Here is a 25701-nt window from a genome sequence, read left to right on the forward strand (position 1 = left end):
CTTCAGGACAATCCGTTTCGGGAAAGCGCGGTTGTCAAAACCGCACTTTGAATCTCTCGGGCGACATCGGTTGCCGCCCTTGTGTTAGGTTATGAATTAGCGGTACAGCGGGCCGAAGTTGGCACAGGCGCGGTAATCCTGCCCTTCTTTATCCATGCCGAATGCGCTCCAAGTGCTTGGACGGAAGATTTGTTGATCTTCCACGTTATGCATACACACCGGAATCCGCAACATCGAGGCAAGGGTGATGAAGTCTGCGCCGACGTGGCCGAAAGTCGCCACGCAATGGTTCGCCCCCCAATTCGCCATCACCGAATAGACATCGGTGAATGCGCCTTTGCCGGTTAAGCGTGGTACAAACCAAGTGGTCGGCCACGTTTCATTGGTGCGTTTATTCAGGGTTTCATGCACTGCCGGCGGCAGATCGATAGACCAACCTTCGGCAATTTGCAGCACTGGTCCGATCCCTTTGATGATGTTGATCCGCGTCATGGTGAACGGCATGCCGCCTTTGGTCAGGTATTGCGACGAATAGCCGCCGCCACGGAAATATTCGTGCACCGCCGGACACCAACGGGTGTTTTCCAAACAGCGTTTGCCGTCTGCTTCGCGCACTTCCCATGCCGGTTTTATCACCGGCTTGCCGTCTTTGTCTTGGTGTTGCCCCGTGCCGTCCAATGCCGCCGAACCGGAGTTAATCAGATGGATAAAACCGCTTTCAGGACGGAAACCGGTCACGCGTTCCACCGCGTCTTCGCTCCAGTAGGTGCGCACATCGGCAAAGATTTGCGCTTGCCCGGTCAATTGATTGCCGAACAGCATACAGACTGCATTCAATGAATCGTTTTCGGTGGCGAGAATATACGGCGGGCGCACGCCGTTCCAGTCGTAGGTGGAGTTGAGAATCGCTTCCATAAAATCGCCGTTCGGCAGGTGATCCGTCCAGTGGCGCTGTCCTTGGAAACCGGCGGCAATCGCATTGTGTCCCAACGCTTCTTCACCGTAATTCAACTTGGCAAGTTTTGGATTGCCGACCATTAAATCACGGGTGATAATCGCCATTTTGACCACGTTTTCCCACAGTTCGGCTCGTTGCTCCGCATTGCGCTGATGTTCAGGCGTGTTGACATCAATTCCTTCTTGGCAATATTGTTTCACCCAGCTTACGGCTAAATCGACTTCTTGCTGATCGTAAATTTGGCGATCCAAACGGCGTTTGATTTCGGTCATATCCACATATTCATTGCGCATACCGAGATAGTCTTGGAAGAACGATTGATTGACGATAGAACCGGCAATCCCCATTGACACCGCACCGATCGAGAGATAAGACTTGCCGCGGATATTGGCAACGGTCAGACCGGCGCGCGCAAAACGCAACAGTTTTTCCTGCACGTCTTGCGGAATAGTGGTGTCTCCGGCTTCTTGCACTTCTGTGCCGTAAATCGAAAACGCCGGCAAGCCCATTTGCGAATGCCCCGCCAACGCCGCCGCCAAATAGACCGCCCCCGGGCGCTCCGTGCCGTTAAAGCCCCAAATCGCTTTCGGCATATGCGGATCCATATCAATGGTTTCCGAACCATAACACCAACATGGTGTGACCGTCAGCACCACGCCGACATTATTCAGTTTGAATTTTTCCGCACAAGCCGCCGCTTCCGCCACGCCGCCGATACAACTGTCGGCAATCACACACTCGACAAAACTGCCGTCAGGGTGTCGCACTTGGCTGGACAGCAACGCAGCGACCGACTGCGCCATTGCCATGGTTTGATCTTCCAATGATTCGCGTACACCTAAACGACGACCGTCAATCGTCGGACGAATACCGATTTTCACTGCTTGGGATTTTGCTAAACTCATCTTACCGTTCCTCTTAATCATGAAGTAGAATGGACATTTTTCAGACTTTTCTGAAATCTATCTTCAAGAGAAATGATCGGCTTGAAAAGCAGTTTGTTTAAAAACAGTACGATTTCGTGATAAAAATCACGAAAAAGCCTCAAATAAGAGAAAAAAATGCGGTAAAAAATGCCCGATTTAAATTTAAATCACTTAAAACGGTCAAATCGGGCATTTCATACAATGGAAAAAAAGAGAGGATTAAGGCGTGATAACCAATAAATTCTGCCGCTCACAATACGTTGCCAGCTCACCCTGCGGCAATTCATCACAAAACAGAATATCAATTTGCGACAAATCACAAATTTTCATCAGACTTTTGCGCCCTAATTTTGTATTATCCACCAGTAAAAATTTCTTTTCGGAAGCCGCCATAATCTTGCGTTTGACCGACGCATTCAATTCGTTTGACTCCCACACCGAGCCACCGTTATCCACCCCGATACAGGAAAAAATTCCGATGTCGATATGCAAACGTTGCAATAGCTGTTCCGATAACGGGCCGTAAAACGCATCGTATTTCGCCGAATACACCCCACCGGTCGCAATGGTTTTAATATTACTTTTCGTCGCTAATGCATTGATATTATGCATGGCATTGGTGACAACGGTGCAGGGGATATCCGGCATTGCCTGCGCAAAATACCAACTGGTGGTGCTGGCATCAAGCCCGATTACCACATTTTCAAACACATATTCCACCGCACTTTCCGCAATCAACCGCTTGGCGTCAGAGTTGCTTTTTTGCCGATTCTGAAAAGACCGCCCTAAGTCCTTCGCCTTCAAGCCCACAGCACCGCCATGGGTACGGTGCAACAACCCTTTGCGATCCAGCTTGCCCAAATCACGCCGCACGGTCTCCAACGACACCATCAACTCCAGCGCCAACTGATTCACATCCACCTTCCCCAGCTTACTCAACTGCTCCAGAATAAAACGTTCTCTCTCTTTCATGATTAATTTTCCATTATTAAAAATCGGTCAAATCGGGCAATTTGATTATAGGGGGTATTGAGGGGGATTGGTAGAAGGTTTTCAATTTCACTCAATATCGCTATCTAGAATAGTTTGCCCTTTAAGCCGATTGTCTTTCGACTAATGTCATCGGAATTAACTGTTGTACAAACGTTAGTGATTTATTTTCCATTAGATTTAACAGCGTATCTACCGCTGTTTTTGCCATAACATCATAATGTTGTGCTGCAGTGGTCAATGGCGGGCAAGTATAGGCTGCTAATGGATGATCGTCATGTCCGGCGATTTTAAATTGCCCGCGCGCGCTACCGATTTGCAATTTTCTTTCCCAAGCAGCAAGTAATGCGCCATAGGCTAAACGATCGTTGGCACAAAGTAACGCCTGATAGGTTTTGCACTTCTCACTTGCTAACCAAAGTGCGGTTTGCTGATGTCCGTATGTTTCAAATTGCCAGTCAGTGCCGTTCGCCGTCAAAACAAACGGACTTTGTTTATTTTTTTCCATTGCAGTGTAATAAGCCTGCAAACGGGTATTCGCATTGCGATTAATTTCCGGCATGGCCAAAAAAGCCGGCGGCGTTCCTTTTTGGCATAAATAATCTACCAATAATGTGATCCCTTGCTGATTATCCGTGCCGATAAACGGTGCATAATGTGCCGGTGGCGTATCCAGATAAACTATCGGCAAGCTATCTTCCATATGACGCAATTTACTCTGTACTGAAGATTTTCCCAACGGGACAACAAATGCACCGGCAACATTCATGGATTTTAATTTTGCGACCGCTTCCGCTTCAATGCTCTGTTTACCATTCGACGGCAAAGTAAAAGTAAAATAACCGGCGATTTCCGCCATTTCTGAGATTCTTGAAACCAGCTGCATATAAAACGGATCGGTGATACTCGGAATAATAATCCCGATGACCCGGCTTTTATTCCGTTTTAGATTGCTGGCAAATAAATTAGGGCGAAATCCGGTTTCTTCGATAGCCGTTTGAATTAATTGTTGCGCCTGTGCGCTTACCTGTTGCGGATCATTAAAATATTTCGATAAGGTTTGCCGTGACAAGCCGACATAAGCCGCAAGCTGTTGCATGGTGTTGATTGACGAAAGCGATTTGTTTTTATCCATTTATTCTTTCTTGTAAAAAAGCCTCTAATTCTGAACGTGTTGATGTGCCTTCCATTGGACCAAGGTAAGTGACCGCTCTTGCGCCGGCGGCATTGGCATAACGTAATGCCTCTTCCGCAGAAGAACCCTTAATCCAATAACTGATAAATGCACCGCCGAAACTATCACCGGCACCGGTCGGATCCAATTCTTCGACCTGATGAGGAGCAATATCGATCTGTTTACCTTGGGTGAAATAACTTGCGCCTGCTTTCCCGCGTTTTAATACAATTTCTTTAATGCCGATAGCAAACAACTCGTTAATCGCCGTTATTTCATCACGGGTTTGAGAACAGAGAAAGAGTTCTTCGCCTGACGGTAAAAACAGATCAGTGTGCTTTAATACCGTTTCCAGATCAACTTGCAATTTTTCCGTCATAATTTCCGCCCTTAAATTCGGGTCAAAAGAGAGTGTACCGCCACGTGCTTTAATCTCTTGCATGGCTTTTAATGCCATCGTACGCAGTCCCGGCGAAGAAAGTGCGGTTCCCATCAAATGTAAATGACTGCACTCCTGCAATAATCGAGCAATTTGCGGATTATCATCTAATTCGCCACAGGCACTATGCGCAATATTAAATACAAAATTGCGATTGCCATCTTCTCGGTAACGCACAAACGCACTGCCGGTTGGTCTATCTTGCGTAATGGAAATCCCTTGAATATCCACATTATCTTGTTGCAAACGATTGAGATTTAAGCGACCAAAATCATCATTGCCGACACGTGAAATAATGGCACAAGGCACTCCTAATTTTCCGACTTGATCGATAAAAATTGCGGGAGCACCCGATGGAAACGGACCAAGTAACGGCTGAGTTTCTAAAAAACCGTTTCCTTTCGTGGTTGCCACAATTTCAACTAAAATTTCGCCAATGGTTAATACTTTATGTTTCATGCTTTGCTCCGCTTTTTCTTGGATCGCACATCAAGCCATACCGCAATTAAAATCACGATACCTTTCACAATTAATTGGTAAAAATAAGGCACCGACATCATATTCATGCCGTTATTCAAAATACCGATAATCAAAGCCCCGACTAAGGTGCCAATCATCGTGCCGACCCCACCGGCAAGACTGGTTCCGCCCAGCACCGCCGCCGCAATCGCATCAAGTTCATATCCCATGCCGGCATTGGTTTGTGCCGAATATAAGCGCGATGACAACAAAATACCGGAAATTGCCGCCATCAAGCCGGATAATGTAAAAATCCAGATTTTCACTTTTGCCGTTGCAATGCCTGAATATTGTGCGGCTTCAATATTTCCACCGGTGAGATAAGCCTTGCGACCAAAAACGGTACGCGAAAGTACAATATGATTAATTAAGAATAAGATGAGTAAAATCCAAATCACAATCGGAATCCCAAACCAAGATTCATTGCCGATTGCTGTCCAACTGTCATTGGTTATCATCTGCGGCGCGCCATTGGTCGGCAAGCTGACCATTCCACGGTAAATGCCCATGGTTGCCACCGTCACAATAAACGAAGGCAATGCCAATTTTGCCGTCAATGCGCCATTGATAAATCCCATCACCGCTCCGGCAAATAATGTCACCAACAAAGCGGGAATTAAGCCATAATCCAATGCCAACACTTGCGCCCCAACCATACCGCTCACGGCAATGATTGAGCCGATTGAGAGATCAATTTCCCCCAGCAAAATAACCCATGTCATACCAAACGCGGCAATCGCCACAACGGAGACTTGTTGCAGGATATTCATAAAATTTGCCAATGACATAAAACGATGATTGGCAAAAGAGAAAAATACGCTCAACACGATAAGCGAAAGAAAAATACCGCCCAGTTGGCGTAAATACTGCATTAAACGATCGTGTTTTGTCATAGCATTTGCCCCGTTGCTGCCGCCATAATTTGCTGTGGATTTAATGAACTTGCCGCGGCAATAGTTTGAATACGTTTCCCTGCCATCACAACGATACGATCAGACAGCCCCAAAATTTCGGGCAACTCTGAAGAAACTAATAAAATTGCCGTTCCGCTAGCGGCTAATTGCCTGATGATATTATAAATTTCAAATTTAGCCCCGACATCAACACCTCTGGTCGGTTCATCTAAAATCAGGATCTGCGGTTGCGTTGTCAGCCATTTAGCCAAAACGACCTTCTGCTGGTTGCCTCCTGATAAGGTATTCGCCGCAACTTCACCCGATGGCGTGCGGATCGCTAATTGTTGAATTGCATTTTTCACCGCATAGGCTTCACCGGCATGATTTAGCCAACCGCACTTGAATGAAAAGTGCGGTAACGCCGCCATCGTAGTGTTGTGTCGAACAGAAGCGGACAAAACCAAGCCTTCCTCTTTACGATTTTCGGTTACAAATGCAATGCCGTGATGAATTGCCACATCAACATGATTGATATGAACCAATTTGCCATTCAAATAGACTTCCCCTTGATAAGCAAGCACGCCGAATAATGCTTTCATCACATCGGATCGCCCTGCCCCGACTAAGCCGAAAAAACCCAAAATTTCACCGCGTTTTAAGTCAAAGCTGACATCATTCACTTTATTGCTTACGCTTAGATTTTTGACTTCTAAGACGGGATTGGTAGAATCGCTAAACATTTTGGTCAGCGGCGGAGGATAGATCTGATCCATACGGCGACCAACCATCAGCGCGATCAGCTGATCAATCGTCGTTGCTGTTTTTAACACGGTCTGAACATATTCCCCGTCACGCATGACGGTAATATCATCAGATAAGCGCATGATTTCTTCCATTCGATGAGAAATATAAATTACCGCTTTTCCAGATTGCGTCAGCTTATCAATAATCGAGAATAAAATTTCTGCTTCGGAATCGGATAAGGAAGAGGTGGGTTCATCAAGAATAATAATGTCGGAAGGACGGCTCAAGCCTTTCGCAATTTCAACTAATTGCCGTTGCGCGATGGAGAGATCGCCAACTTTTGCCCCAACATGGATCGGCAAGCCTAACGAATCAATCAGTGCAATGGCTTGTTCTTCAATTTTACGATCATTGATAAAACCAAAACGAGAAAGTTCGTGATTGGCATAAATATTCTGTGCGACGGTTAAGTTATTGGTTAAACTCAACTCTTGAAAAACGATGGATAATCCTGAATTAGCCGCATCTTGCGGAGATTTGGGTTGATAGTTCTCACCGTTTAACAACATTTCGCCCGAATCGGCTTGATAAACACCCACCAAAATTTTCATCAAGGTGGATTTGCCCGCACCATTTTCACCCAATAAGGTATGTACACGTCCACGCCGAACCGTCAAATTCATATTGTTTAATGCATGAATAGCCCCAAAGGATTTATCAATTCCATTTAACGCCAGTACAATATCATTCTGATCGATCATACACCCCGTCCTTACGCACTTGTCGGCGGGGAAAGTCTATCCCGCCAACAAGCTTGGTTGAAGCGACTATTTGGTATAAACACCCGGCTCTATCGGCTGCTCTTTGGCAACCTCTTCACCGGCAAGTACTTTTACTGCGGTATTTAACGCTTCCCGTCCCATTTTGTCAGGATATTGTTGGATCACACCTACCATAACCGGATCAGAATCAACCGCATCTCTGGCTTCTTTCATGCCGTCAAACCCAATTACTTTAACCTGATCCTGCAAGCGCGCCGATTTCACTGCAACAGCCGCCGCTAATGCGGCATCATCGCCAAAACCGAAAATGCCTTGGATATCCGGATTAGCTTGCAACATATTTTGTGCAACGGCTAAGGCTTCCGCACGGGTAATCCCTGTTTGCTGTGCGACAATTTTAATCTCCGGATAATTTGATAACGCTTGCTTAAAACCATCAACCCGAGCCACCACCGATTGCACGGTCGGGTAATCAATAATCGCAACATTGCCTTTATTATTCAGCACTTTTGCCATCAGCTCACCGGCTTTCACCCCACCGGTATAGTTATCAGTGCCAACGTAAGATGTGACTTCGATTCCATCAGCAGGTACATCAACCGTAATCACCTTAATCCCCGCACTTTGCGCTTTTTTAATTGCCGGCAATACGCCTTTACTATCGACTGGTGAAATAATGATCGCTTTCGCACCTTTCACAATAAAATCTTCAACATCGGCTAATTGCTTGCCCAAATCCTGATTGGCGATTGACACTTCTAAATCAACGCCTTTTTCTTTTGCTTCCGCCTTAATTGCGTCAGCAAGTTCAATATAAAACGGGTGCTGTTGAGTCAATAATGAAGCACCAACCAAATCTGCCGCCCACGCACTACCACACGTTATTGCAACTGCACCACCTAGAAGAAATCGTTTGAATAATTTTTTCATAACACATCTCCAATTTTGGAATTGACTGATTAAAATCCTAATGCACTTAAAATGCCTAAGTACAATCTGAGTTATAGCAACCATCTTTACACGTGTAAATTAAAAAAGTTCAAAAATATGATCCAGGTAGCTTTTTTGCTAAAAATAAACCGCCAATTTTTAAAACCGGCGGCGATATGACAAGTTTTGAATATGATTAAAATAGTATGCAAAATTAATGTGTTTTTTCAAAAAATTTGTTATATAGCGGTTCGGTTGCTTCCGTCCATTCTTTATATTGCTGATATTGCAGACTATAACGTTGACTCCGATTCTCGTTCGGATAATATGTTTTTTCCATTTTACTTGCCATAAACGTTTGCGCCGCTTCTACCGTCGGATAAACATCTGCAGCAACGGCGGCAAAAATCGCAGCACCTAAGGCACAACATTGATCAGATTTTACAATCTGAATCGGCTTTTCCATCACATCGGCACAAGTCTGCATTACCACCGCTGATTTCCGAGCAATACCCCCTAATGCAATAATTTTTTCAACCGGAACTTGTTGAGAAGCCAAACATTCCATAATCATTTTGGAGCCGAAAGCCGTCGCCACAATCAACGATCCAAATATTGAACTCGCATCAGTGCCTAAGCCAATACCTGAAATAACCCCTTTTAATTTCTGATTAGCAAAAGGCGTTCTACGTCCATTAAACCAATCCAAAGTCAATGGCAAATGCTCTAGACGCGGGTTTCTATTCCACTCTTCTGCCAGATTCACTAATAATTTTTGCCTAAATGCGTCAATATCCGGTTGCAAGTGCGGTTGCTGCTGTTGCAAGTGATCTAAAGGCCAGCTTAGCATTCTGGCAAACCAGGCATAAACATCCCCAAAAGCGGACTGTCCAGCCTCTAAGCCAATGGCATTAGGCACAACGCTACCATCAACTTGACCGCATATTCCCTCAATAGAACGCCTATTTACCGTTTCATAATCCGTAATCAGAACATCACAGGTAGAGGTGCCGATCACTTTAACCAAAGTATTTTTTGATGCGCCGGCACCAACGGTTCCCATATGGCAATCCAGCGCGCCACCTGAAATTACGACCTGCGAAGGTAAATTTAATTTTGCTGCCCATTCGGCAGTTATCGTACCGACGGCAATATCTGCCGTCTGAGTTTCGGTAAAGAGCGGTGTTTGCAAGTTCTCTGTAATTGATGGGTGTAATGCCTGCAAAAATTCAATTGACGGTAAACCACCCCAATCCGGATGCCATAAACTTTTATGTCCCGCAGTACAACGACCTCTTTTTAACTGCACAGGCGCGGTTGTACCGGACAGTAACGCAGGTACCCAGTCACATAATTCAACCCAATTCACCGCATGTTGTCTGACTTCAGTATCAATCGTTTGGATATGGGTTATCTTCGCCCAAAACCATTCGGCGGAATAAATGCCGCCGATATATTTCGTATAATCCGGATATTTGCCGCTATGGCATAATTCGGTAATATAATCGGCTTCTTTCGTTGCCGTATGATCTTTCCATAAGACAAACATTGCATTCGGATTGTCTTTAAATTGTTCTTTTAATGCTAAAACATTTCCATGTTCATCAATTGGGGCGGGGGTCGAACCTGTAGCGTCAATTCCGATACCAACAATATTTTGTCTCACATTTTCGTCGATGGTTTGTGTAATTTTACAAATCGCCTCCGTCATTGATTCAATATAGTCTAAAGGATGATGACGGAACTGGTTATTTTCCGAATCACAATAAAGCTCTTTTTTCCAACGCGGATAATTAATCACATAGGTGGCAACTTCTTCCCCGCTTTGGCAATTTACCAATAATGAACGAACGGAATCACTACCAAAATCCAAGCCGATAACAAATTTTTCTAACATAATGGTAACCCTCTATAATTATTGTTTTCTTGTGAGAAAATTAAATTGATATTTTTGTAAGAAAATAAACACAATTAATAATGCACCCCATAATGCCATAGTGATATAACTGCTAACACCAATAATATTTAACCCACTTTCCAATGTCTGTAGCATGATTAACGCAATTAGAATACCAACTAATTTTCCTTTGCCGCCATCAGGGTTTACTCCACCTAGCACTGTGGCTAAAATTGCCGTTAATAAATAAGAATCTCCATAAGAGGCTTTAGCGGAATTCAGTTTAGACATCATTAAAAGTGCGGCTGCCACACAAAGGATAGAGGAAATAACATAGACTAAAACAAGAACCTTTTTAGTATTAATTCCAGAAAAATACGTTGCTCGTTCGTTATTACCAATAAAATAAATTGATTTTCCAAGTGTCGTTTTATCAAAAATAATCCACAATCCAATCGATAACAGAATAAAAATAATTAATGGAATCGGCACACCTAACCAAGCACCACTGTTTAGTATCAGAAGGCTATCGGAAAAATTCGAAACTGCAGAGCCCTTTGATAATAAAACATTTACACCATTTAATAGCGTCATTGTTCCTAACGTGGCGAGGATAGGAGACACCCTGACAACCGCAATTAATAAACCGTTCACCAATCCAATAATAATCGCAGTAACCAATCCCAATAATATTGCGATTAAAATTGAAGACGGATTATTTACCAAATAAAATGCCATAACCAGTGAACATGAATTCATAGTGGCAATAATCGATAAATTAATACCACCCGTTAGCATCGTAATCGCCATTGCCAGTGTTAGCACACCCAAAATCGGCATTTGCGAAGCTATCGATTGGAAATTATTTAACGACCAAAAAATATCCGGAATCAAAAAGCTAAACATTAACGTGATACCGATCAATAATATCATCAGGTATTTAAAGGAATTGTCATTAAGCTTTTTCATAACGATTATACTCCCATCTTATTTCGCTGACTCCATGCAGTCATGCTCACACTGAAGACGATAATGAGACCCGTAACGACAGTTTGCCAGTACGAAGAAATCCCTAAAAGATTCAATCCATTTTGAATGATTGCAAGTAACACCACCCCCATTATCGTGCCCGACAATGTTCCTTTTCCGCCAATCAAGCTAGTGCCGCCGAGTACCACTGCCGCTAACACCGTCAGCTCATAGCCCAATAATGAATCAGGCGCAACGGTTTGCACGGTATAAGATTGGACAATTCCGGCGATTCCTGCGGTAAATCCCATATAACCGTAAACAAAAAGATGAAGTTTTAATAAGCTAAAACCAACTCTTGATGCCGCTTCGGCATTACCACCCAATGCATAAATTTTTCGACCAATACTAGTTTTATTCATGATAAAGCCTGTCAGAAAAATGACAGCAAGTAATAACATGAACTGAAAAGACAAACCATATTCAAATCCATCTGATGTTGATGATTTGAATAAAACAACTTCCTCTTGAAACCAAGCCGGATAATCATACAACCAAGTTCCCTTGGTAATATATAATAAGAGACCATAGAATATATTTAAGGTTGATATGGTAATAATGATAGAAGGAACATTGAGTTTATTCACGATGAAAGCATTAATTAACCCTAGCGTAATCCCCGATAGAATAGAAATCAGAAAAACCACCAAATAATTCCCATCATACTGCATGATAAATGACACCATAATATATTGTGAGATTATTGTTATTGCCGGAAAAGAAATATCTATCCCACCGGAAATAAGCACAATAAACAAACCACAAGCTAAAATAGCTAACATTGCATAGCTATTAATCACGTCATAAAAGTTTTCTATTGTCAGAAAATCATCTGTTTTAAGCGTTAAATAAATAGAAATAACCAATATGGTTATCATTAAAAAGAAATTTTGCGAAATAGATTTATTTTTCATTGATCGCCTCCAAAATTTCACTTTCACTTGTTTCGCTCGCTAAAAATTCATGACTTATTCTTCCTGATTTCATAACAAAAATTCGATGGCTGTTATAGTAAGCTTCTTCAACTTCATCTGTGATAACAATTACAGAAATACCTTGAATAGAAAGCGATTTAACAATATTAAAAATTCCTTCCTTATTAGCAATATCAACGCCAATAGTCGGCTCATCTAAAATTAACAAATCAGGTTTAATAGCTAGCCATTTAGCAATAGAAACCCGCTGTGCATTACCACCCGACAAAGTATTCACTGGCAATTCAGAATCCGGAGACTTAATTTTTAGCTGGTTAATTAAATAATTACTATATGATGTAACACGATCCTCATCAATCAAACCGATTTTTGAAGTGATTTTATTAAAAATAGTTGAGATAATATTATCCTTAATCGATGAATTCATCACTAACCCGGTTGCCATTCTATCTTCTGATACATATCCAATACCTGAAGCAATTGCATCACGATTAGTTTTAAATTCGATTTTTTTATTATCTAAAATAATTTCTCCGCTATCTGGCGATGTCACCCCAAATAAACTTAAACAGAGCTCAGTCCTGCCAGAACCCAACAAACCGATAATGGAAACAACTTCTCCTTTATGTACTGAGAATGAAATATCTTGGTATTGATTCGTTTTAGATAAATTATTAACCGTTAAAAGAGGCTCTGATCCTGTTATTGGTAATAATTTCTCATAATTAAACTCAATACCTGTCATTAAATAAGCTAATTTTTTCTCATTCATTTCCGCTATCGGATAATTCCCGACCAGGTTTCCATCTTTTAGTACCATTACCCGATCGGATACCGAAATGACTTCATTTAACTTGTGGCTTACAAAAATGATACTGATACCGGCATTTTTAAGCTGCTGTACAATGCGTAATAACGATTGTACCTCTTGCACCGTCAAAGAGGCTGTCGGCTCATCCATAATAATCAAACGTGCTTCCTGTGCCAGTGCTCGGCAAATCGCAACCAATTGCTGTTGAGCAACAGACAATGTTTCGACAATGGCATTAAGGTCTAACTCAGCATGAATATTTTTTAAGGTCTTTGTCGCTACTGAATTAATATTTTTCTTGCTCGATAAAAAATGATCATGATATAAATTGATTGCAATATTTTCAGCTACCGTTAAATTAGGAAATAAAGAAAGATCCTGATAAATAACCTGAATGCCTTTTTTAATAGATTCTTTTGGTGTTAATTGGCTATATTCATCAACATCTATTTTTATTTTGGCATTTTTGTCTGGTTGATAGACCCCAGACAAAATTTTGATTAGTGTTGATTTACCACAACCATTTTGCCCGGCCAAACACAACACTTCACCTTTATCTAAGGTCAATGAGACACTATTTAATGCTTTCACACCATAAAAGGTTTTAGAAATATTTTCCATGGTAATAAAAGTCATAATAACCACCTTTAAAATGAAGATTCCTTATCAAAATATTATGGATTCCCATACCAAAGAGAATCCATAATTTTACACTTCAATTAATACAGACTATCGATGTTTTCTTTCGTTACTTTTAATACTTTATGGAATTGAATCAGACGGTTATCTTTATCCACAACGGCTTTACCTACGTTAGGAATTTCAAAACCATCAATAATTTCATCACCTTTTAATAGCTTGGCAGCTACCGCAGCGAGAGCATAACCTCCTGAAGCAGGATCATAGGTAATTCCCATGGTGATGTTGCCACTCTTAATCAGAGAAGCGGCTTGGGAAGGAATCATCATACCGAAAACGAAGAACTTATCTTTCATCCGTTTCTCTCTCACCGCTAACCCGGCGCCAATCGGACCTTGTGAACCAAAAGAAACGACCGTTTTCAAATCCGGATGCGCTTTCATCAAATCCAATGTGGTACGACGAGCATCGTCAATATTTTCAGCAACCGGCATACGAGTTGTCACTTCGAACATCTCCGGATAATGTTCTTTCTGATATTTGACGAACAGATCCGCCCAAAGATTATGCTGCGGCACAGTCAAACCGCCGACGTAAATCACATAACCGCCTTTTCCATCCATAACTTTAGCCACTTCTTCTACGTAATCAGCGGCAAATTGGGCATTATCAATGATTTCGATATCCCAATCCGCACTGGGTTGTCCGACAGATTCATGTGTCAGCACGACAATGCCTTGCTGTTTTGCTTTTTTAAGCACCGGCTCTAAAACATTTGCATCATTTGGCACAATCGAAATCGAATCGACTTTTTTGGCGATCAAATCTTCGATTAATTTGACTTGCTGTGGCGCATCCGTACTGGAAGGTCCAATTTGATAAGCATTTACAGCAAAATCTTTTCCAGCTTGTTCAACCCCTTCCGCCATACGGTTAAACCATGGCATACCTGCTATTTTAGAAATATTAACTATCTCGACATCTTTTGCCATGACATTCGGCACAAGAACCGTCATACCTAATAGCCCCGTCAATAATAGATTTTTAATCGTCAGCTTTTTCATTATTCACCTCATATATTATGAACATGGTTATTTTTGCTATTGGCATATTACATCCCTATCAATATGCATGACTAAAAAACAATACAACCCCATGATTTTAAATAAATAAAATCATAACAACTCATGGTGATTTTTTAGTCTGTCGGAATAATAGCCGAAAGCTATCCTAAGTTATATGTAAAATTCGGCTATTTATATAGACTATTTGGCAGAAGAAATTTTTTTGTGATGACGGTCACTTGTTTAAATTTATCTAGAGTGACGAAAGACGGACGGGCTGACTCCGCAATATTTTTTGAATACTTTTGAAAAATACAGCTGATCATCAAATCCAACTTGTTTGGCAATACTCATAATGGAAATATCCGAGGTATACAATAACTTCTTGGCATTTTCCATACGTTGGTTATCCCGCCATTGGGTAAGACTCATGCCCAATTGTTCCGAAAAAAGGTGAGTTAATCTGGAGGTTGACAGATTTACCCGTCTGGCAAAGTAATCGATTTTATGGTTTTGCTGAAGATCATTTAAAATCAAGTTGCATACCGTATCAATCCTCAAATCTAGCGCATTATGCGGTTTATGCTCTACATTCTCAGGATCTAATCTGGCGCATTTTATCAGTAATAATTCGAGAAAGCACATCGTGGTATCTTTGGCAAAAACTTCATTTTCCTTTGAAAGTTTTTCGATTTTCATAAATAAATCTAAGATAGTTTGATACTCTTCTTTGTTTTGAATGCTCAAACGTCCGATACCATTTTCTGTTGAGGACCAACGTAACCAATCTATCCAGAATGCTCTTGGTCTGAAATAAATCCATTGGTGGTACCACGAATAATAGGCAGGTTCCCGGCAATAATGGTGAATAGCTTGTGGCGAGAACAGTAACAAATCCCCTTTATCGGCCAAAAATGTTTTTTCACCGTCAAAAACCGCCCCTCGCCCTCTGGTCGTTAAGTTAATAATATAGCCTTTCATCCCCTGCGGACGATTGATAATATCATCAAGGTAATTATCTTTTTCAATGAGTGTACGACCCGCCACCAAATCCATATCAAACGGATAATCAGACAATAGCGGCACATCTTGTTTTTGTCGATTTATGTCCAAAATCAGATACTCACTCATTACAAAATCAATGCGGATAAAAATACCGTTATCTCTGGCATAATTCAATCCGTTTATCCAAGATAATCCCTTAACTCTCCTCCGATTAAGTAGTAAACTACCCCTCTTTACCGCACTTTCATGACTTTTCAAACGATATTTTCAGACGACAAAAGGTGATTTATGCAACCCTATTTAATTGCTCCTTCGATTCTCTCTGCGGACTTGGCGCGTTTAGGCGATGATGTCAAAAACGTGCTGGAAGCCGGTGCTGACGTGATTCATTTTGATGTGATGGACAACCATTATGTGCCGAATCTGACCTTTGGGCCGGCGGTGTGTAAGGCGTTGCGTGATTATGGGATTACCGCGCCGATTGATGTGCATTTGATGGTGAAGCCGGTCGATCGGATTATTCCGGATTTCGCGGCGGCAGGGGCGGATTACATCACCTTTCACCCCGAAGCCAGCGAACATATCGACCGCACTTTGCAGTTGATCCGCAGTTGCGGTTGTAAGGCGGGGTTGGTATTCAATCCGGCAACGCCGTTGTCTTATTTGGATTATGTGATGGACAAAGTCGATGTAATTTTGCTGATGTCGGTCAATCCGGGCTTTGGCGGTCAATCCTTTATTCCGGCGACCTTGGATAAATTGCGCCAAGTGCGGTCGCGGATTAAAGCAAGCGGTTTTGACATTCGCTTGGAAGTGGACGGCGGGGTGAAAGTGAACAATATCGCGGAAATCGCCGCTGCCGGCGCGGATATGTTTGTCGCCGGTTCGGCGATTTTCGATCAACCGGATTATGTGCAGGTCATCACGCAAATGCGCCAACAGCTTGCCGGTTTGAAAAATGATGTGATTTAAGGAAGAGAAACATGAGCCAATTTAAACTGATTGCCTTTGATCTGGACGGCACGCTGGTCGATAGTTTGCCCGATTTAGCCCTGTCGCTTAATCAAGCCTTTGCCGAGGTCGGCTTGCCGCAAGCGCCTGAAGAGTTGGTGCTGACCTGGATCGGCAACGGGGCTGAGGTGCTACTGGCACGCGGCTTGGAATGGAGCAAAGCGGAGCTGGACGAAGAACAAATCCGACAACTGAAAAAACGGTTCGGGTTTTATTACGGTGAAAATATTTGCAATAAAAGCCGCCTTTATCCGAAGGTAAAACAGACCTTAGAAACCCTGAAAGCGCAGGGCTATCTGTTGGCGGTGGTGACCAATAAGCCGACCAAGCACGTGCAGCCGGTGCTGGCGGCGTTCGGTATCGATCATCTCTTTTCCGAATTATTAGGCGGTCAATCGCTACCGGCGATTAAACCACACCCTGCGCCGTTGTACTATCTGTGCGGCAAATTCGGGATTTGTCCGAAACAACTGCTGTTTGTCGGCGATTCAAAAAATGATATTCTGGCGGCACACAGCGCAGGCAGTCCGGTGGTCGGGCTGACTTACGGCTACAATTACAATATTCCGATCAGCGAATCTAATCCGGATTGGGTGTTTGACGATTTTGCCGATATTTTAAACGTGATCAATTAATTCTAAGGAAAATAACCATGAGCAAAAAACCAGTCGTATTCAGCGGGGTGCAACCGTCGGGCGAATTAACCATCGGCAACTATTTGGGCGCGCTGCGTCAATGGGCGAAAATGCAGGACGAATTTGATTGCCTGTTTTGTATTGTCGATTTGCACGCCATCACCGTGCGCCAAGATCCGCAAGCCTTGCGCAATGCGACCTTAGATACTTTGGCGATTTACCTTGCCGCCGGAATCGATCCGGAAAAAAGCACCATTTTTGTGCAATCGCACGTGCCGGAACACACTCAGCTGGCGTGGGTGCTGAACTGCTACAGTTATTTCGGCGAAATGAGCCGTATGACCCAGTTTAAAGACAAATCTGCGCGCTACGAAGAAAACGTCAATGTCGGCTTGTTTACCTATCCGGTGCTAATGGCGGCGGATATTTTGCTGTATCAAGCCAATCAAGTGCCGGTGGGCGATGATCAACGTCAACATTTGGAAATCAGCCGTGATATTGCCCAGCGTTTCAATGCGCTGTACGGCGATCCGTTCACTGTGCCGGAAGCTTTTATCCCGAAAGCCGGGGCGCGCGTGATGTCACTGTTAGAACCGACCAAAAAAATGTCAAAATCCGACGACAACCGCAACAACGTGATCGGTTTGTTGGAAGATCCGAAAGCGGTGGCGAAAAAAATCAAAAGAGCGGTCACCGATTCCGACGAGCCGCCAGTGGTGAAATACGACCGTGAAAACAAAGCCGGAGTGTCCAATTTGTTGGATATTTTATCCGGCGTAACCGGCAAAACCATTGCCGAGTTAGAAGCGGAATTTGACGGCAAAATGTACGGACACCTGAAAAGTGCGGTTGCCGATGAAGTGTCAGCCATGCTGACCGAACTGCAAGCGCGCTTCCAACATTTCCGTAATGATGAAGCCTTGTTAAACCGTATTTTACGCGAAGGGGCGGAAAAAGCCCAAGCCAGAGCCGCCGAAACCTTGCGTAAGGTATATGATACGGTCGGATTTGTGGCAAGACCGTAAAAGTGCAGTTGGCAAATAACAGAGGAAAACATGACATATCCGGTTGACTTACATACGCATACCATTGCCAGCAGCCATGCTTACAGCACCTTGCATGAGTATATCGCCGTCGCCAAACAACGCGGTATCCGCCTGTTTGCCAATACCGACCACGGTCCGGCACTGGGCGACGCGCCGCACGAATGGCATTTTTCCAATCTGGCGATTCTGCCGCGTTTTATTGACGGCGTCGGTATTTTGCGCGGTATCGAAGCCAATATCTTGAATACTGACGGCGAAACCGATTGTAACGATCGTATGCGCCGTTCATTGGATTTGGTGTTGGCGGGCTTTCATCCGCCGTCAATTCAGCCAAGTTCGCGCGATGATCACACCGAAGCGCTGATTAATTGTATCAAAAGCGGAAAGGTGGATATCATCACCCACCCGGGCAACCCGAAATTTCCGATTGATGCCGTGGCGGTGGCACAAGCGGCGGCGGAATACAATGTCGCCTTGGAAGTCAATAATTCCTCGTTTTTGCATTCGCGCGTCGGCAGCTATGACAACTGCCTGACCATTGCCGCCGCGGTGCGCGACGCCGGCGGTTGGGTCAGTATCGGTTCCGATTCGCATTATGCCGGTTATTTGGGCGATTTCAGCCATAGTTTGGCATTATTGGCTGAGGTTGATTTTCCGCCGCAGCGGGTGCTAAACCAAAGTCCGCGGGTGCTGCTCGATTTTCTGGAAAGCCGCGGTTGGGCAAAAATTGCCGAATTCGCCGATCTGTAACTACTCCAATTGATATAATTGGCGCACAAAATTACTTAAAATTAGGTAATCTCGGTTTTTATTTTTTGCCGCTTATTCGATAATAAGCGGCATTTTAATTTTCTACAGCGAGATCACCATGAAAATCCTAAAAAACAAAACCGCACTTACCACCTTTGCCCTGTTAAGCGGCTGCCTGAGCTTCTCTTTTGCCGCCCATGCCGAACTGAAAAAAATTCCGCAGGATTATGTCGAGAATAACCGCGCCGAAAGCGCAAAGATTTTCTATACCGCCCCGGTCGAGCCGAATTTAGTTTCCGACTTAGTCTATGCGCTTGACGACATTAATATTCATTATCCGCAGTTGAAAAAAATCTATCTGTATCTCAACAGTGACGGCGGCGATATGGACAGCGGGCAGATTGCCCACTGGGCGGTGAAAAGTTCGAAAATTCCGGTGACTACGGTCAATTTATCCATGGTCGGTTCTTCGGCAACCATTATTTTCTGCGGTGCGGAAGAACGGTTATCACTGCCGGGCGGCAAATTTTTACTGCACGCCTCCAGCTTAACCGGCTCGGAAGGGCTGCTGCGCCCGGATGATATTGATAATCTGAAAAAAGAATCGCAGATGTATAATCAAGTGTTTTTTGATACCTACAAACAATGCACCCATTATAGCGATCAGGAGATCAGCCGCTTCTTGCACAGCGAAGGCACGCGCTTGCTGCTCACCGCCGATGAAGTGAAGGATAAAAAGCTGATCAGCGGCATGGCGCAAAAAATCGAACAAACCCCGATCAGCTATCATATTATGCAAGACGGCGAATAGTGCATTCCCTGTCGCTTAAACCGCACTTTGCCTGAAAAATACGGTCATCCACGCAGATCCTCCCTTCTCCCCCCTTGTGGGAGAAGGGCAGGTTTTAGCTTCGTTCAGAAGCTAAAATCAGGATGAGGGGTGATAAATGTTTTTGTGGGAATTTCACCCTCATCCGCCCTTACGGACACCTTCTCCCATTAAGGGAGAGGGAAGCTAGTAACCCAATTCTTAATAACTATCGACAACAAATAGTGGAACGATCAACGGGTCATTTGATAAATGCGCGCAATATTCTGTGCGGTTGAAATCAGATTTTTGCGTCCATTGGCTAAGGTTTCTTCTAGCGAACCCAATTGGGTGATAATCGGGAATACTGCGTCAATACCGTGGGCGTACACCGCTTCATAATCATCACGCAGGCAGCCGGAAATCGCAATCACCGCCTTGTTAAACCGCTTCGCCGTTTTGGCAACGCCAATCGGCGTTTTACCATGTACGGTTTGCCCGTCGATCCGCCCTTCGCCGGTGATCACCAAATCCGCATCTTGCAATTGCTGCGCCAAATTCACCGCTTCCACCACAATCTGCACGCCCGGGCGCAACGTCACGTTCGGCAGCAACAATAAACCGCCGCCCATGCCGCCCGCCGCGCCGGCGCCGGCAACCTCGCTGATTTGCAAGCCCAACTGCCGTTTGGCAATCGCGGCAAAATGCGCCAACGCCCGATCTAACTGTAACACCATCGCCGGAGTAGCGCCTTTTTGCGGTCCGAAGGTCGCCGAAGCGCCGTGTTGTCCGCACAGCGGATTATCCACATCGCACGCCACTTCGATTTCCACCCGTTGTAAACGCGGATCAAGCCGATCCAATGTAATCGCTGCGATTTGCGCTAATTTTTCACCGCCAAAGCCAAGTGGTTGCTGTTGTTGGTCGCGAAAATCCACGCCTAATGCCTGTAGCATACCGACACCGCCGTCATTGGTGGCACTGCCGCCGATACCTAAAATGATTTTTTCAACCCCGTGATCAAGTGCGGCTTTAATCAGCTCGCCGGTGCCGTAACTGGTGGTCAGCAACGGATTGCGCTGTGCCGGCGGCACCAAATGCAAGCCGGACGCCGCCGCCATTTCGATAATCGCGGTTTTACCGTCGCCGGATAAGCCGAAGAAAGCGGTGGTTTTCTCGCCCAACGGTGCGGTCACCGCCACCTCCAGCAAGCGTCCGCCGGTCGCATCGACTAACGACTGCACCGTGCCTTCGCCGCCGTCTGCCATCGGCACTTTGATATATTCGGCTTGCGGAAAAATTTTCTTAAACCCGCTTTCAATGGCTTCCGCCACTTCAAGTGCGGTCAAACTCTCTTTAAACGAATCGGGGGCAATGACAATTTTCATGATTTATCCTTCATTAAGTTTCATTCCGCACTTAGGCTAAAATAAATTTCTCGATCACCTCGGCAACGCCGGATTCGTTATGATCGGCGGTGATATAGTCGGCAATCGCTTTCAGCTCGTCGGTGGCATTGCCCATCGCCACACCGAGCCCGGCGTATTGCAGCATATGCAGATCATTGCCGGCATCGCCGCAGCAGATAATTTCTTCGGGCTGAATCTGCAAGTGTTGCGCCAACGCGGCTACCCCCGCGCCTTTATTCACTTCAGGGTGGATAAACTCCAAGAAAAACGGCGCACTGCGTACAATGGTGTAACGTGCGCGGAGTTCACTCGGCATATCATCAATAATGGTTTGTAACAACTGCGGCGGATCGATCATCATGCTTTTGATAATCGGCTCGTCATCGTCCAGTTCGGCAAAATCGAGCAGGGTAAAATCTATCCCGTTGGAATCGGCTTCATGTTGAGTGTAATGGCTGGCTTGCGGCGTGATTAAACCGCGCGTCGGCGAAAAGGCATGGGTGTTTAACCCGAATTGCCTGGCGTAAGCGGCAACCAACTTGGCGTCTTTGCCGCGCAACATTTTACTGTTGATCACCCGCCCGTCGCTCACCCGCTCAACTCGCGCGCCGTTAAAGCACAGCACATAATCGTTGTCGCCGGTCATACCCAGTTGTTTTAGGTATTTTTGCATACCGATATGAGGCCGTCCCGAAGCTAAAATTACCTGCGCCCCTTGCTCCCGCGCCGCCGAAATCGCCGCTTGATTCCGCGGGCTGATTTCTTTTTGTGTATTCAATAAGGTGCCGTCTAAATCCAAGGCGATCAGTTTATACTTTGCCATATCATCTCCTTTTGCTTAGCGTAAGCATAACATTACCGTCGCGAACACAGAAAGAAAATTGCGTGAACTGGCGCACAAATCCGGACTGCCGCTGTCATCATGGCCAATAATGCTTTTGCAATTCCAATTGAATCGCATAGAATACCTTTCTTACTGATTGCAATGATATTTGGAGCACTTATGTCTGTTAAAATGAAGCCTTTACTACTCAGTAGTTTAATCGCAACCGCACTTTCGTCTTCAATCGGTGCATACGCCGCCGATTTGGATCTGCGCATTATCGAAACCACCGACCTACACGCCAATATGATGGATTTTGATTATTACAAAAACGCACCGTCCGAAAAATTAGGTTTGGCCCGTGCCGCTGATTTAATCCAAACCGCACGCCAACAAGTCAAAAACAGTGTGTTGGTGGATAACGGCGATGTGATCCAAGGCAGCCCGATGGGGGACTACGCTGCTGCCAAAGGCTTAAATAAAGGTGAAACCCACCCGGTTTTTAAGGCGATGAATTTACTGAAGTATGATGTCGGAACGGTCGGCAACCACGAATTTAACTACGGTTTGGACTTTATGCAAACCGCACTTGCCAGCGCGAATTTTCCGTATATCAGCTCGAATGTGATCGATGTCAGCACCGGCAAGCCGTATTTCGAGCCGTATCTGCTTAAAGACTATCAATTTATCGACGAGGACGGTCAGCCACAAAATTTAAAAATCGCCTATATCGGCTTCGTACCGCCGCAAATTTTGACTTGGGATAAAAAGCACCTTGAAGGCAAACTGGCGGTGAAGGATATCACTGAAAGCGCACGCGAAATCGTATCACAGGTGAAAGCACAGGGCGCAGATTTAGTCATTGCCTTGGCGCACAGCGGTTTATCGGCTGCAGCGGAAGATAAAGAAAACGGTGCAGAAAATGTAGTGGCAATGTTAGCGCAAATCGAGGGCATTGACGCGATTGCGTTCGGACACGCGCACGGCGTCTTCCCGGGCAAATCGTTCAGCGGTTTTGAAAATGTCGATTTAGACAAAGGCACGATAAACGGCGTAGCGGCGGTAATGCCCGGCTCATGGGGCAGCCACGTCGGCGTGATCGATTTAAAACTGAACAACGACAGCGGCAAATGGCTGGTCACCCAAGCCACCGCCGCAGCCCGCCCGATTTACGATAACGAAAGCAAAAGTGCGGTCGCCAACAGCTATCAACCGATTATCGAGGCATTAGCCGACGATCACCAAAATACCTTGAATTACGTCAATCAGCCGATCGGAAAAGCCAGTGACAAAATGTACAGTTTCTTGGCATTGGTGCAAGATGATCCGACCATTCAAATCGTCAATCAAGCACAACAAGATTATGTACAACGCTTTGTGCAAGGCAATCCTGATTTGGAAAAGCTACCGGTCATTTCCGCTGCCGCCCCGTTTAAAGCCGGCGGACGCAAAAATGATCCGAACGGTTATACCGAAGTGGAGACCGGCGAGCTGACCTTCCGCAATGCGGCGGATCTATACCTCTATCCGAACACCTTAGTGGCGTTGAAAATCAACGGCGCGCAAGTGAAAGAGTGGTTGGAATGCTCCGCCGGACAGTTTAATCAAATTGACCCAAACAAAGCCACGACGCAGGGTTTGATCAACTGGGACGATTTCCGCAGCTATAATTTTGACGTGATCGACGGCGTAAATTACCAAGTGGATTTAACCCAAGCGGCGCGTTACGACGGCGATTGCAAGTTAATTAACCCAGAAGCCCACCGTATCAGCGAACTGACCTTTAACGGCAAAGCGGTTGATCCCACGCAGGAATTTTTAATCGCCACCAATAACTACCGCGCTTTCGGCAATAAATTCCCCGGCACCGACGGCAGTCAACTCGCCTTCGCCGCACCGGACGAAAACCGCACGATTTTAGCCGACTACATCCGCCGCGTCAGTCAAGAACAGGGCGAAGTCAAACCGCAAGCGGATAAAAACTGGCGTTTCAAAGCGATTCCGAACAACAAGGCAACCATCGTATTCGAGACCTCGCCATCGGATAAAGCCGCCGAATTTATCCGACAAAACGCCCAATACCCAATGCAAAAAGTCGGACAAGATGAAGTCGGTTTTGCGTTGTATCAGTTAGATTTGAGTAAGTAATACCCTCTACTGATAAAATATCGACTAGGGCGCATTTAATGCGCCCTGATTTTTTCATTCCGTTTGGTAACCCAACAACAGCAACGTTTCTTTATGCTGCTGCATATCGGCGATATTCGGCAGTTCGCCCCATTGCTGAAAACCGCATTTTTGCAGCACGCCGACGCTGGCGGGGTTGCCTTTGAACACAAAGGCGAGCAGAGTGGAATAATGCAGCGGTTGCATTTGCTGTTGTAAAAAACGTACCACTTGCGTGCCAATTCCTTTGCCTTTGGCTTGGTTATCCAGATAAAAACTGGCTTCGGCGGTGATATCGTATGCCGGTCGCCCGTAAAACGGCGACAAGCTTGCCCAACCGATCAGCTGATCTGGCGTATTTCGCACCGCCCAAATCGGGTGGCGCGCGCTATTGCGGTGAAAGTCAAACCAAGCTTGTCGGTCGGCAACCGATATCGGGGCTAAATCGGAGGTGATATGGCGGCTGGCGATAGTTTGGTTATAAATCGCCACAATTTGCGCCAAATCTTGCGCTTGGGCTTTTTCAATCCGAATGGTTGTCATGTGTAATCCTTGTTATTCCACGTCGTCCGCCAACAATAAACTGACTTCGGTGCCGCCGCTGGCACGACGCGCAATGGTCAAATGCGCATTCAACTCTTGCGCTCGCTCCTGCATGATATTCAAGCCGTAGTGCCCACTTGGTTCCGCCAGCGATGGAATGCCGACACCGTTATCGCGAATAATCACGGTGTTTTCGCCGTTGTCGTTACTGCGCGCAATCACTTCAATCAACGTGGCGTGGGCGTGTTTAATGCTGTTCAGCACCGCCTCACGCACAATTTGCAGTAAATGAATCTGTTGTTGCGCGTTTAGCAATTGCGACGGTAACGCACAATCCAGCGTGATTTGCGCTTCGGAACGAGATTGTAACGAATTGATCACCTCCTGCAAGGCAAGTTTCAAGTTCGATTCGCTGACGGTCAAACGGAAAGTCGCCAACAGCTCGCGCAGTTGGGTATAACCGTCGGCAAGTGCGGTTTCAAATTGGTGCAGAATATTCAAACTTTTCGCCGCCCGCTCCTCGCTCAGTTCTTGCAAAATACTGCGGCGTATCAACGTCAACCGGATTTGCAGATATGCCAACACTTGTGCCAAGGAATCATGCAATTCACGCGCAATAATCGAGCGTTCCTGCATTAAAATTAAGTGTTGTCGCTGGCGCAACAGCTGATAGGAATGCAATGCCCGCCCCAACATCTGCGCAATATTTTCAATCGTACGCAGGTCAGGATAGGCTGTGCTGCGCTGCCAATTCAGGTTTGATCTGACCCTA

General features: G+C 45.1%; 22 protein-coding genes and 1 pseudogene. 6 read left to right on the top strand and 17 right to left on the bottom strand.

Annotation, left to right across the window (positions count from 1 at the left end):
- Positions 1-96: 96 nt before the first annotated feature.
- The 13 genes from fucI to araC form a co-directional block, all read right to left on the bottom strand.
- Positions 97-1863, bottom strand: coding sequence for an L-fucose isomerase (fucI, locus tag ACWA50_RS03115; RefSeq protein WP_431053869.1), 1767 nt, complete (start codon positions 1861-1863; stop codon positions 97-99).
- A gap of 240 nt (positions 1864-2103) precedes the next feature.
- On the bottom strand, positions 2104-2856 hold the full coding sequence (locus tag ACWA50_RS03120) for a DeoR/GlpR family DNA-binding transcription regulator (protein WP_431053870.1): 753 nt from the start codon (positions 2854-2856) through the stop codon (positions 2104-2106).
- Positions 2857-2977: 121 nt separating this feature from the next.
- Entirely contained in the window at positions 2978-4009 is a 1032-nt protein-coding gene (locus tag ACWA50_RS03125; protein ID WP_431053871.1) for a LacI family DNA-binding transcriptional regulator, read from the bottom strand.
- On the bottom strand, positions 4002-4946 hold the full coding sequence (locus ACWA50_RS03130) for a tagatose kinase (protein WP_431053872.1): 945 nt from the start codon (positions 4944-4946) through the stop codon (positions 4002-4004). The genes ACWA50_RS03125 and ACWA50_RS03130 overlap by 8 nt, the downstream gene beginning before the upstream one ends.
- Positions 4943-5899 (bottom strand): ABC transporter permease, encoded by a 957-nt coding sequence (locus ACWA50_RS03135; RefSeq protein WP_431053873.1) that lies wholly within the window; start codon positions 5897-5899, stop codon positions 4943-4945. The genes ACWA50_RS03130 and ACWA50_RS03135 overlap by 4 nt, the downstream gene beginning before the upstream one ends.
- Entirely contained in the window at positions 5896-7407 is a 1512-nt protein-coding gene (locus tag ACWA50_RS03140; RefSeq protein ID WP_431053874.1) for a sugar ABC transporter ATP-binding protein, read from the bottom strand. The genes ACWA50_RS03135 and ACWA50_RS03140 overlap by 4 nt, the downstream gene beginning before the upstream one ends.
- Before the next feature lie 66 nt (positions 7408-7473).
- The gene (locus ACWA50_RS03145; RefSeq protein WP_431053875.1) at positions 7474-8358 is read right to left on the bottom strand and encodes a substrate-binding domain-containing protein; all 885 of its coding nucleotides are present in this window, start codon (positions 8356-8358) and stop codon (positions 7474-7476) included.
- A gap of 214 nt (positions 8359-8572) precedes the next feature.
- Positions 8573-10255: a ribulokinase gene (locus ACWA50_RS03150; protein WP_431053876.1), complete on the bottom strand. Its 1683-nt coding sequence runs from the start codon at positions 10253-10255 to the stop codon at positions 8573-8575.
- 18 nt (positions 10256-10273) lie between these two features.
- Positions 10274-11224, bottom strand: coding sequence for an ABC transporter permease (locus tag ACWA50_RS03155; protein ID WP_431053877.1), 951 nt, complete (start codon positions 11222-11224; stop codon positions 10274-10276).
- 5 nt (positions 11225-11229) lie between these two features.
- Entirely contained in the window at positions 11230-12198 is a 969-nt protein-coding gene (locus ACWA50_RS03160) for an ABC transporter permease (RefSeq protein WP_431053878.1), read from the bottom strand.
- Complete coding sequence (locus ACWA50_RS03165; protein WP_431053879.1) at positions 12188-13666, bottom strand: sugar ABC transporter ATP-binding protein; 1479 nt, start codon at positions 13664-13666, stop codon at positions 12188-12190. Before ACWA50_RS03165 ends, ACWA50_RS03160 begins: the two co-directional genes overlap by 11 nt.
- 83 nt (positions 13667-13749) lie before the next feature.
- Positions 13750-14733 carry a substrate-binding domain-containing protein gene (locus ACWA50_RS03170; protein WP_431053880.1) on the bottom strand — a complete coding sequence of 328 codons (984 nt, stop codon included), beginning with the start codon at positions 14731-14733 and terminating at the stop codon, positions 13750-13752.
- 249 nt (positions 14734-14982) lie between these two features.
- Entirely contained in the window at positions 14983-15912 is a 930-nt protein-coding gene (araC, locus tag ACWA50_RS03175) for an arabinose operon transcriptional regulator AraC (RefSeq protein WP_431053881.1), read from the bottom strand.
- Between the two features lie 114 nt (positions 15913-16026).
- On the opposite strand from araC, the gene rpe reads away from it, so the two are divergent.
- The 5 genes from rpe (at position 16027) to ACWA50_RS03200 (ending at position 19991) form a co-directional block, all read left to right on the top strand.
- The gene (gene rpe / locus ACWA50_RS03180; RefSeq protein ID WP_431053882.1) at positions 16027-16710 is read left to right on the top strand and encodes a ribulose-phosphate 3-epimerase; all 684 of its coding nucleotides are present in this window, start codon (positions 16027-16029) and stop codon (positions 16708-16710) included.
- 11 nt (positions 16711-16721) lie between these two features.
- Complete coding sequence (locus tag ACWA50_RS03185; RefSeq protein ID WP_431053883.1) at positions 16722-17384, top strand: phosphoglycolate phosphatase; 663 nt, start codon at positions 16722-16724, stop codon at positions 17382-17384.
- Positions 17385-17401: 17 nt separating this feature from the next.
- A complete protein-coding gene (gene trpS, locus ACWA50_RS03190) occupies positions 17402-18409 on the top strand; it encodes a tryptophan--tRNA ligase (RefSeq protein ID WP_431053884.1) in 1008 nt (335 codons plus the stop codon).
- A gap of 30 nt (positions 18410-18439) precedes the next feature.
- Positions 18440-19180 (top strand): phosphatase, encoded by a 741-nt coding sequence (locus ACWA50_RS03195; RefSeq protein ID WP_431053885.1) that lies wholly within the window; start codon positions 18440-18442, stop codon positions 19178-19180.
- A gap of 118 nt (positions 19181-19298) precedes the next feature.
- Positions 19299-19991, top strand: a complete 693-nt coding sequence (locus tag ACWA50_RS03200) for an ATP-dependent Clp protease proteolytic subunit (protein WP_431053886.1) — start codon at positions 19299-19301, stop codon at positions 19989-19991.
- A gap of 251 nt (positions 19992-20242) precedes the next feature.
- Here ACWA50_RS03200 and ACWA50_RS03205 read toward each other — a convergent pair whose 3' ends face one another.
- Both ACWA50_RS03205 and yidA read right to left on the bottom strand, forming a co-directional pair.
- Positions 20243-21376: a glycerate kinase gene (locus ACWA50_RS03205; RefSeq protein ID WP_431053887.1), complete on the bottom strand. Its 1134-nt coding sequence runs from the start codon at positions 21374-21376 to the stop codon at positions 20243-20245.
- 31 nt (positions 21377-21407) lie between these two features.
- Positions 21408-22220 carry a sugar-phosphatase gene (yidA, locus tag ACWA50_RS03210; protein ID WP_431053888.1) on the bottom strand — a complete coding sequence of 271 codons (813 nt, stop codon included), beginning with the start codon at positions 22218-22220 and terminating at the stop codon, positions 21408-21410.
- Positions 22221-22400: 180 nt separating this feature from the next.
- On the opposite strand from yidA, the gene ACWA50_RS03215 reads away from it, so the two are divergent.
- Positions 22401-24368 (top strand): bifunctional 2',3'-cyclic-nucleotide 2'-phosphodiesterase/3'-nucleotidase, encoded by a 1968-nt coding sequence (locus ACWA50_RS03215; RefSeq protein ID WP_431053889.1) that lies wholly within the window; start codon positions 22401-22403, stop codon positions 24366-24368.
- 54 nt (positions 24369-24422) lie between these two features.
- Here the strand turns inward: ACWA50_RS03215 and ACWA50_RS03220 are convergent, their stop codons facing one another.
- Positions 24423-24929: a GNAT family N-acetyltransferase gene (locus tag ACWA50_RS03220; RefSeq protein WP_431053890.1), complete on the bottom strand. Its 507-nt coding sequence runs from the start codon at positions 24927-24929 to the stop codon at positions 24423-24425.
- A 12-nt stretch (positions 24930-24941) separates the two neighbouring features.
- Positions 24942-25685 (bottom strand): annotated as a pseudogene (locus tag ACWA50_RS03225) (ATP-binding protein); the annotation flags it as partial.
- Positions 25686-25701: the final 16 nt, after the last annotated feature.

The sequence above is a fragment of the Testudinibacter sp. P17/SS/0325 genome, from assembly GCF_053570765.1.

Excerpts from the sequence above, each read along its gene's own strand:
- ACWA50_RS03135 (WP_431053873.1), bottom strand. The coding sequence starts at position 5,899 with ATGACAAAACACGATCGTTTAATGCAGTATTTACGCCAACTGGGCGGT.
- ACWA50_RS03140 (WP_431053874.1), bottom strand. The coding sequence starts at position 7,407 with ATGATCGATCAGAATGATATTGTACTGGCGTTAAATGGAATTGATAAA.
- ACWA50_RS03220 (WP_431053890.1), bottom strand. The coding sequence starts at position 24,929 with ATGACAACCATTCGGATTGAAAAAGCCCAAGCGCAAGATTTGGCGCAA.
- ACWA50_RS03130 (WP_431053872.1), bottom strand. The coding sequence starts at position 4,946 with ATGAAACATAAAGTATTAACCATTGGCGAAATTTTAGTTGAAATTGTG.
- ACWA50_RS03120 (WP_431053870.1), bottom strand. The coding sequence starts at position 2,856 with ATGAAAGAGAGAGAACGTTTTATTCTGGAGCAGTTGAGTAAGCTGGGG.
- fucI (WP_431053869.1), bottom strand. The coding sequence starts at position 1,863 with ATGAGTTTAGCAAAATCCCAAGCAGTGAAAATCGGTATTCGTCCGACG.
- ACWA50_RS03150 (WP_431053876.1), bottom strand. The coding sequence starts at position 10,255 with ATGTTAGAAAAATTTGTTATCGGCTTGGATTTTGGTAGTGATTCCGTT.
- ACWA50_RS03185 (WP_431053883.1), top strand. The coding sequence starts at position 16,722 with ATGAGCCAATTTAAACTGATTGCCTTTGATCTGGACGGCACGCTGGTC.
- ACWA50_RS03165 (WP_431053879.1), bottom strand. The coding sequence starts at position 13,666 with ATGACTTTTATTACCATGGAAAATATTTCTAAAACCTTTTATGGTGTG.
- ACWA50_RS03145 (WP_431053875.1), bottom strand. The coding sequence starts at position 8,358 with ATGAAAAAATTATTCAAACGATTTCTTCTAGGTGGTGCAGTTGCAATA.
- ACWA50_RS03195 (WP_431053885.1), top strand. The coding sequence starts at position 18,440 with ATGACATATCCGGTTGACTTACATACGCATACCATTGCCAGCAGCCAT.
- ACWA50_RS03215 (WP_431053889.1), top strand. The coding sequence starts at position 22,401 with ATGTCTGTTAAAATGAAGCCTTTACTACTCAGTAGTTTAATCGCAACC.
- ACWA50_RS03160 (WP_431053878.1), bottom strand. The coding sequence starts at position 12,198 with ATGAAAAATAAATCTATTTCGCAAAATTTCTTTTTAATGATAACCATA.
- yidA (WP_431053888.1), bottom strand. The coding sequence starts at position 22,220 with ATGGCAAAGTATAAACTGATCGCCTTGGATTTAGACGGCACCTTATTG.
- ACWA50_RS03155 (WP_431053877.1), bottom strand. The coding sequence starts at position 11,224 with ATGAAAAAGCTTAATGACAATTCCTTTAAATACCTGATGATATTATTG.
- rpe (WP_431053882.1), top strand. The coding sequence starts at position 16,027 with ATGCAACCCTATTTAATTGCTCCTTCGATTCTCTCTGCGGACTTGGCG.
- ACWA50_RS03200 (WP_431053886.1), top strand. The coding sequence starts at position 19,299 with ATGAAAATCCTAAAAAACAAAACCGCACTTACCACCTTTGCCCTGTTA.
- ACWA50_RS03205 (WP_431053887.1), bottom strand. The coding sequence starts at position 21,376 with ATGAAAATTGTCATTGCCCCCGATTCGTTTAAAGAGAGTTTGACCGCA.
- trpS (WP_431053884.1), top strand. The coding sequence starts at position 17,402 with ATGAGCAAAAAACCAGTCGTATTCAGCGGGGTGCAACCGTCGGGCGAA.
- ACWA50_RS03170 (WP_431053880.1), bottom strand. The coding sequence starts at position 14,733 with ATGAAAAAGCTGACGATTAAAAATCTATTATTGACGGGGCTATTAGGT.
- ACWA50_RS03125 (WP_431053871.1), bottom strand. The coding sequence starts at position 4,009 with ATGGATAAAAACAAATCGCTTTCGTCAATCAACACCATGCAACAGCTT.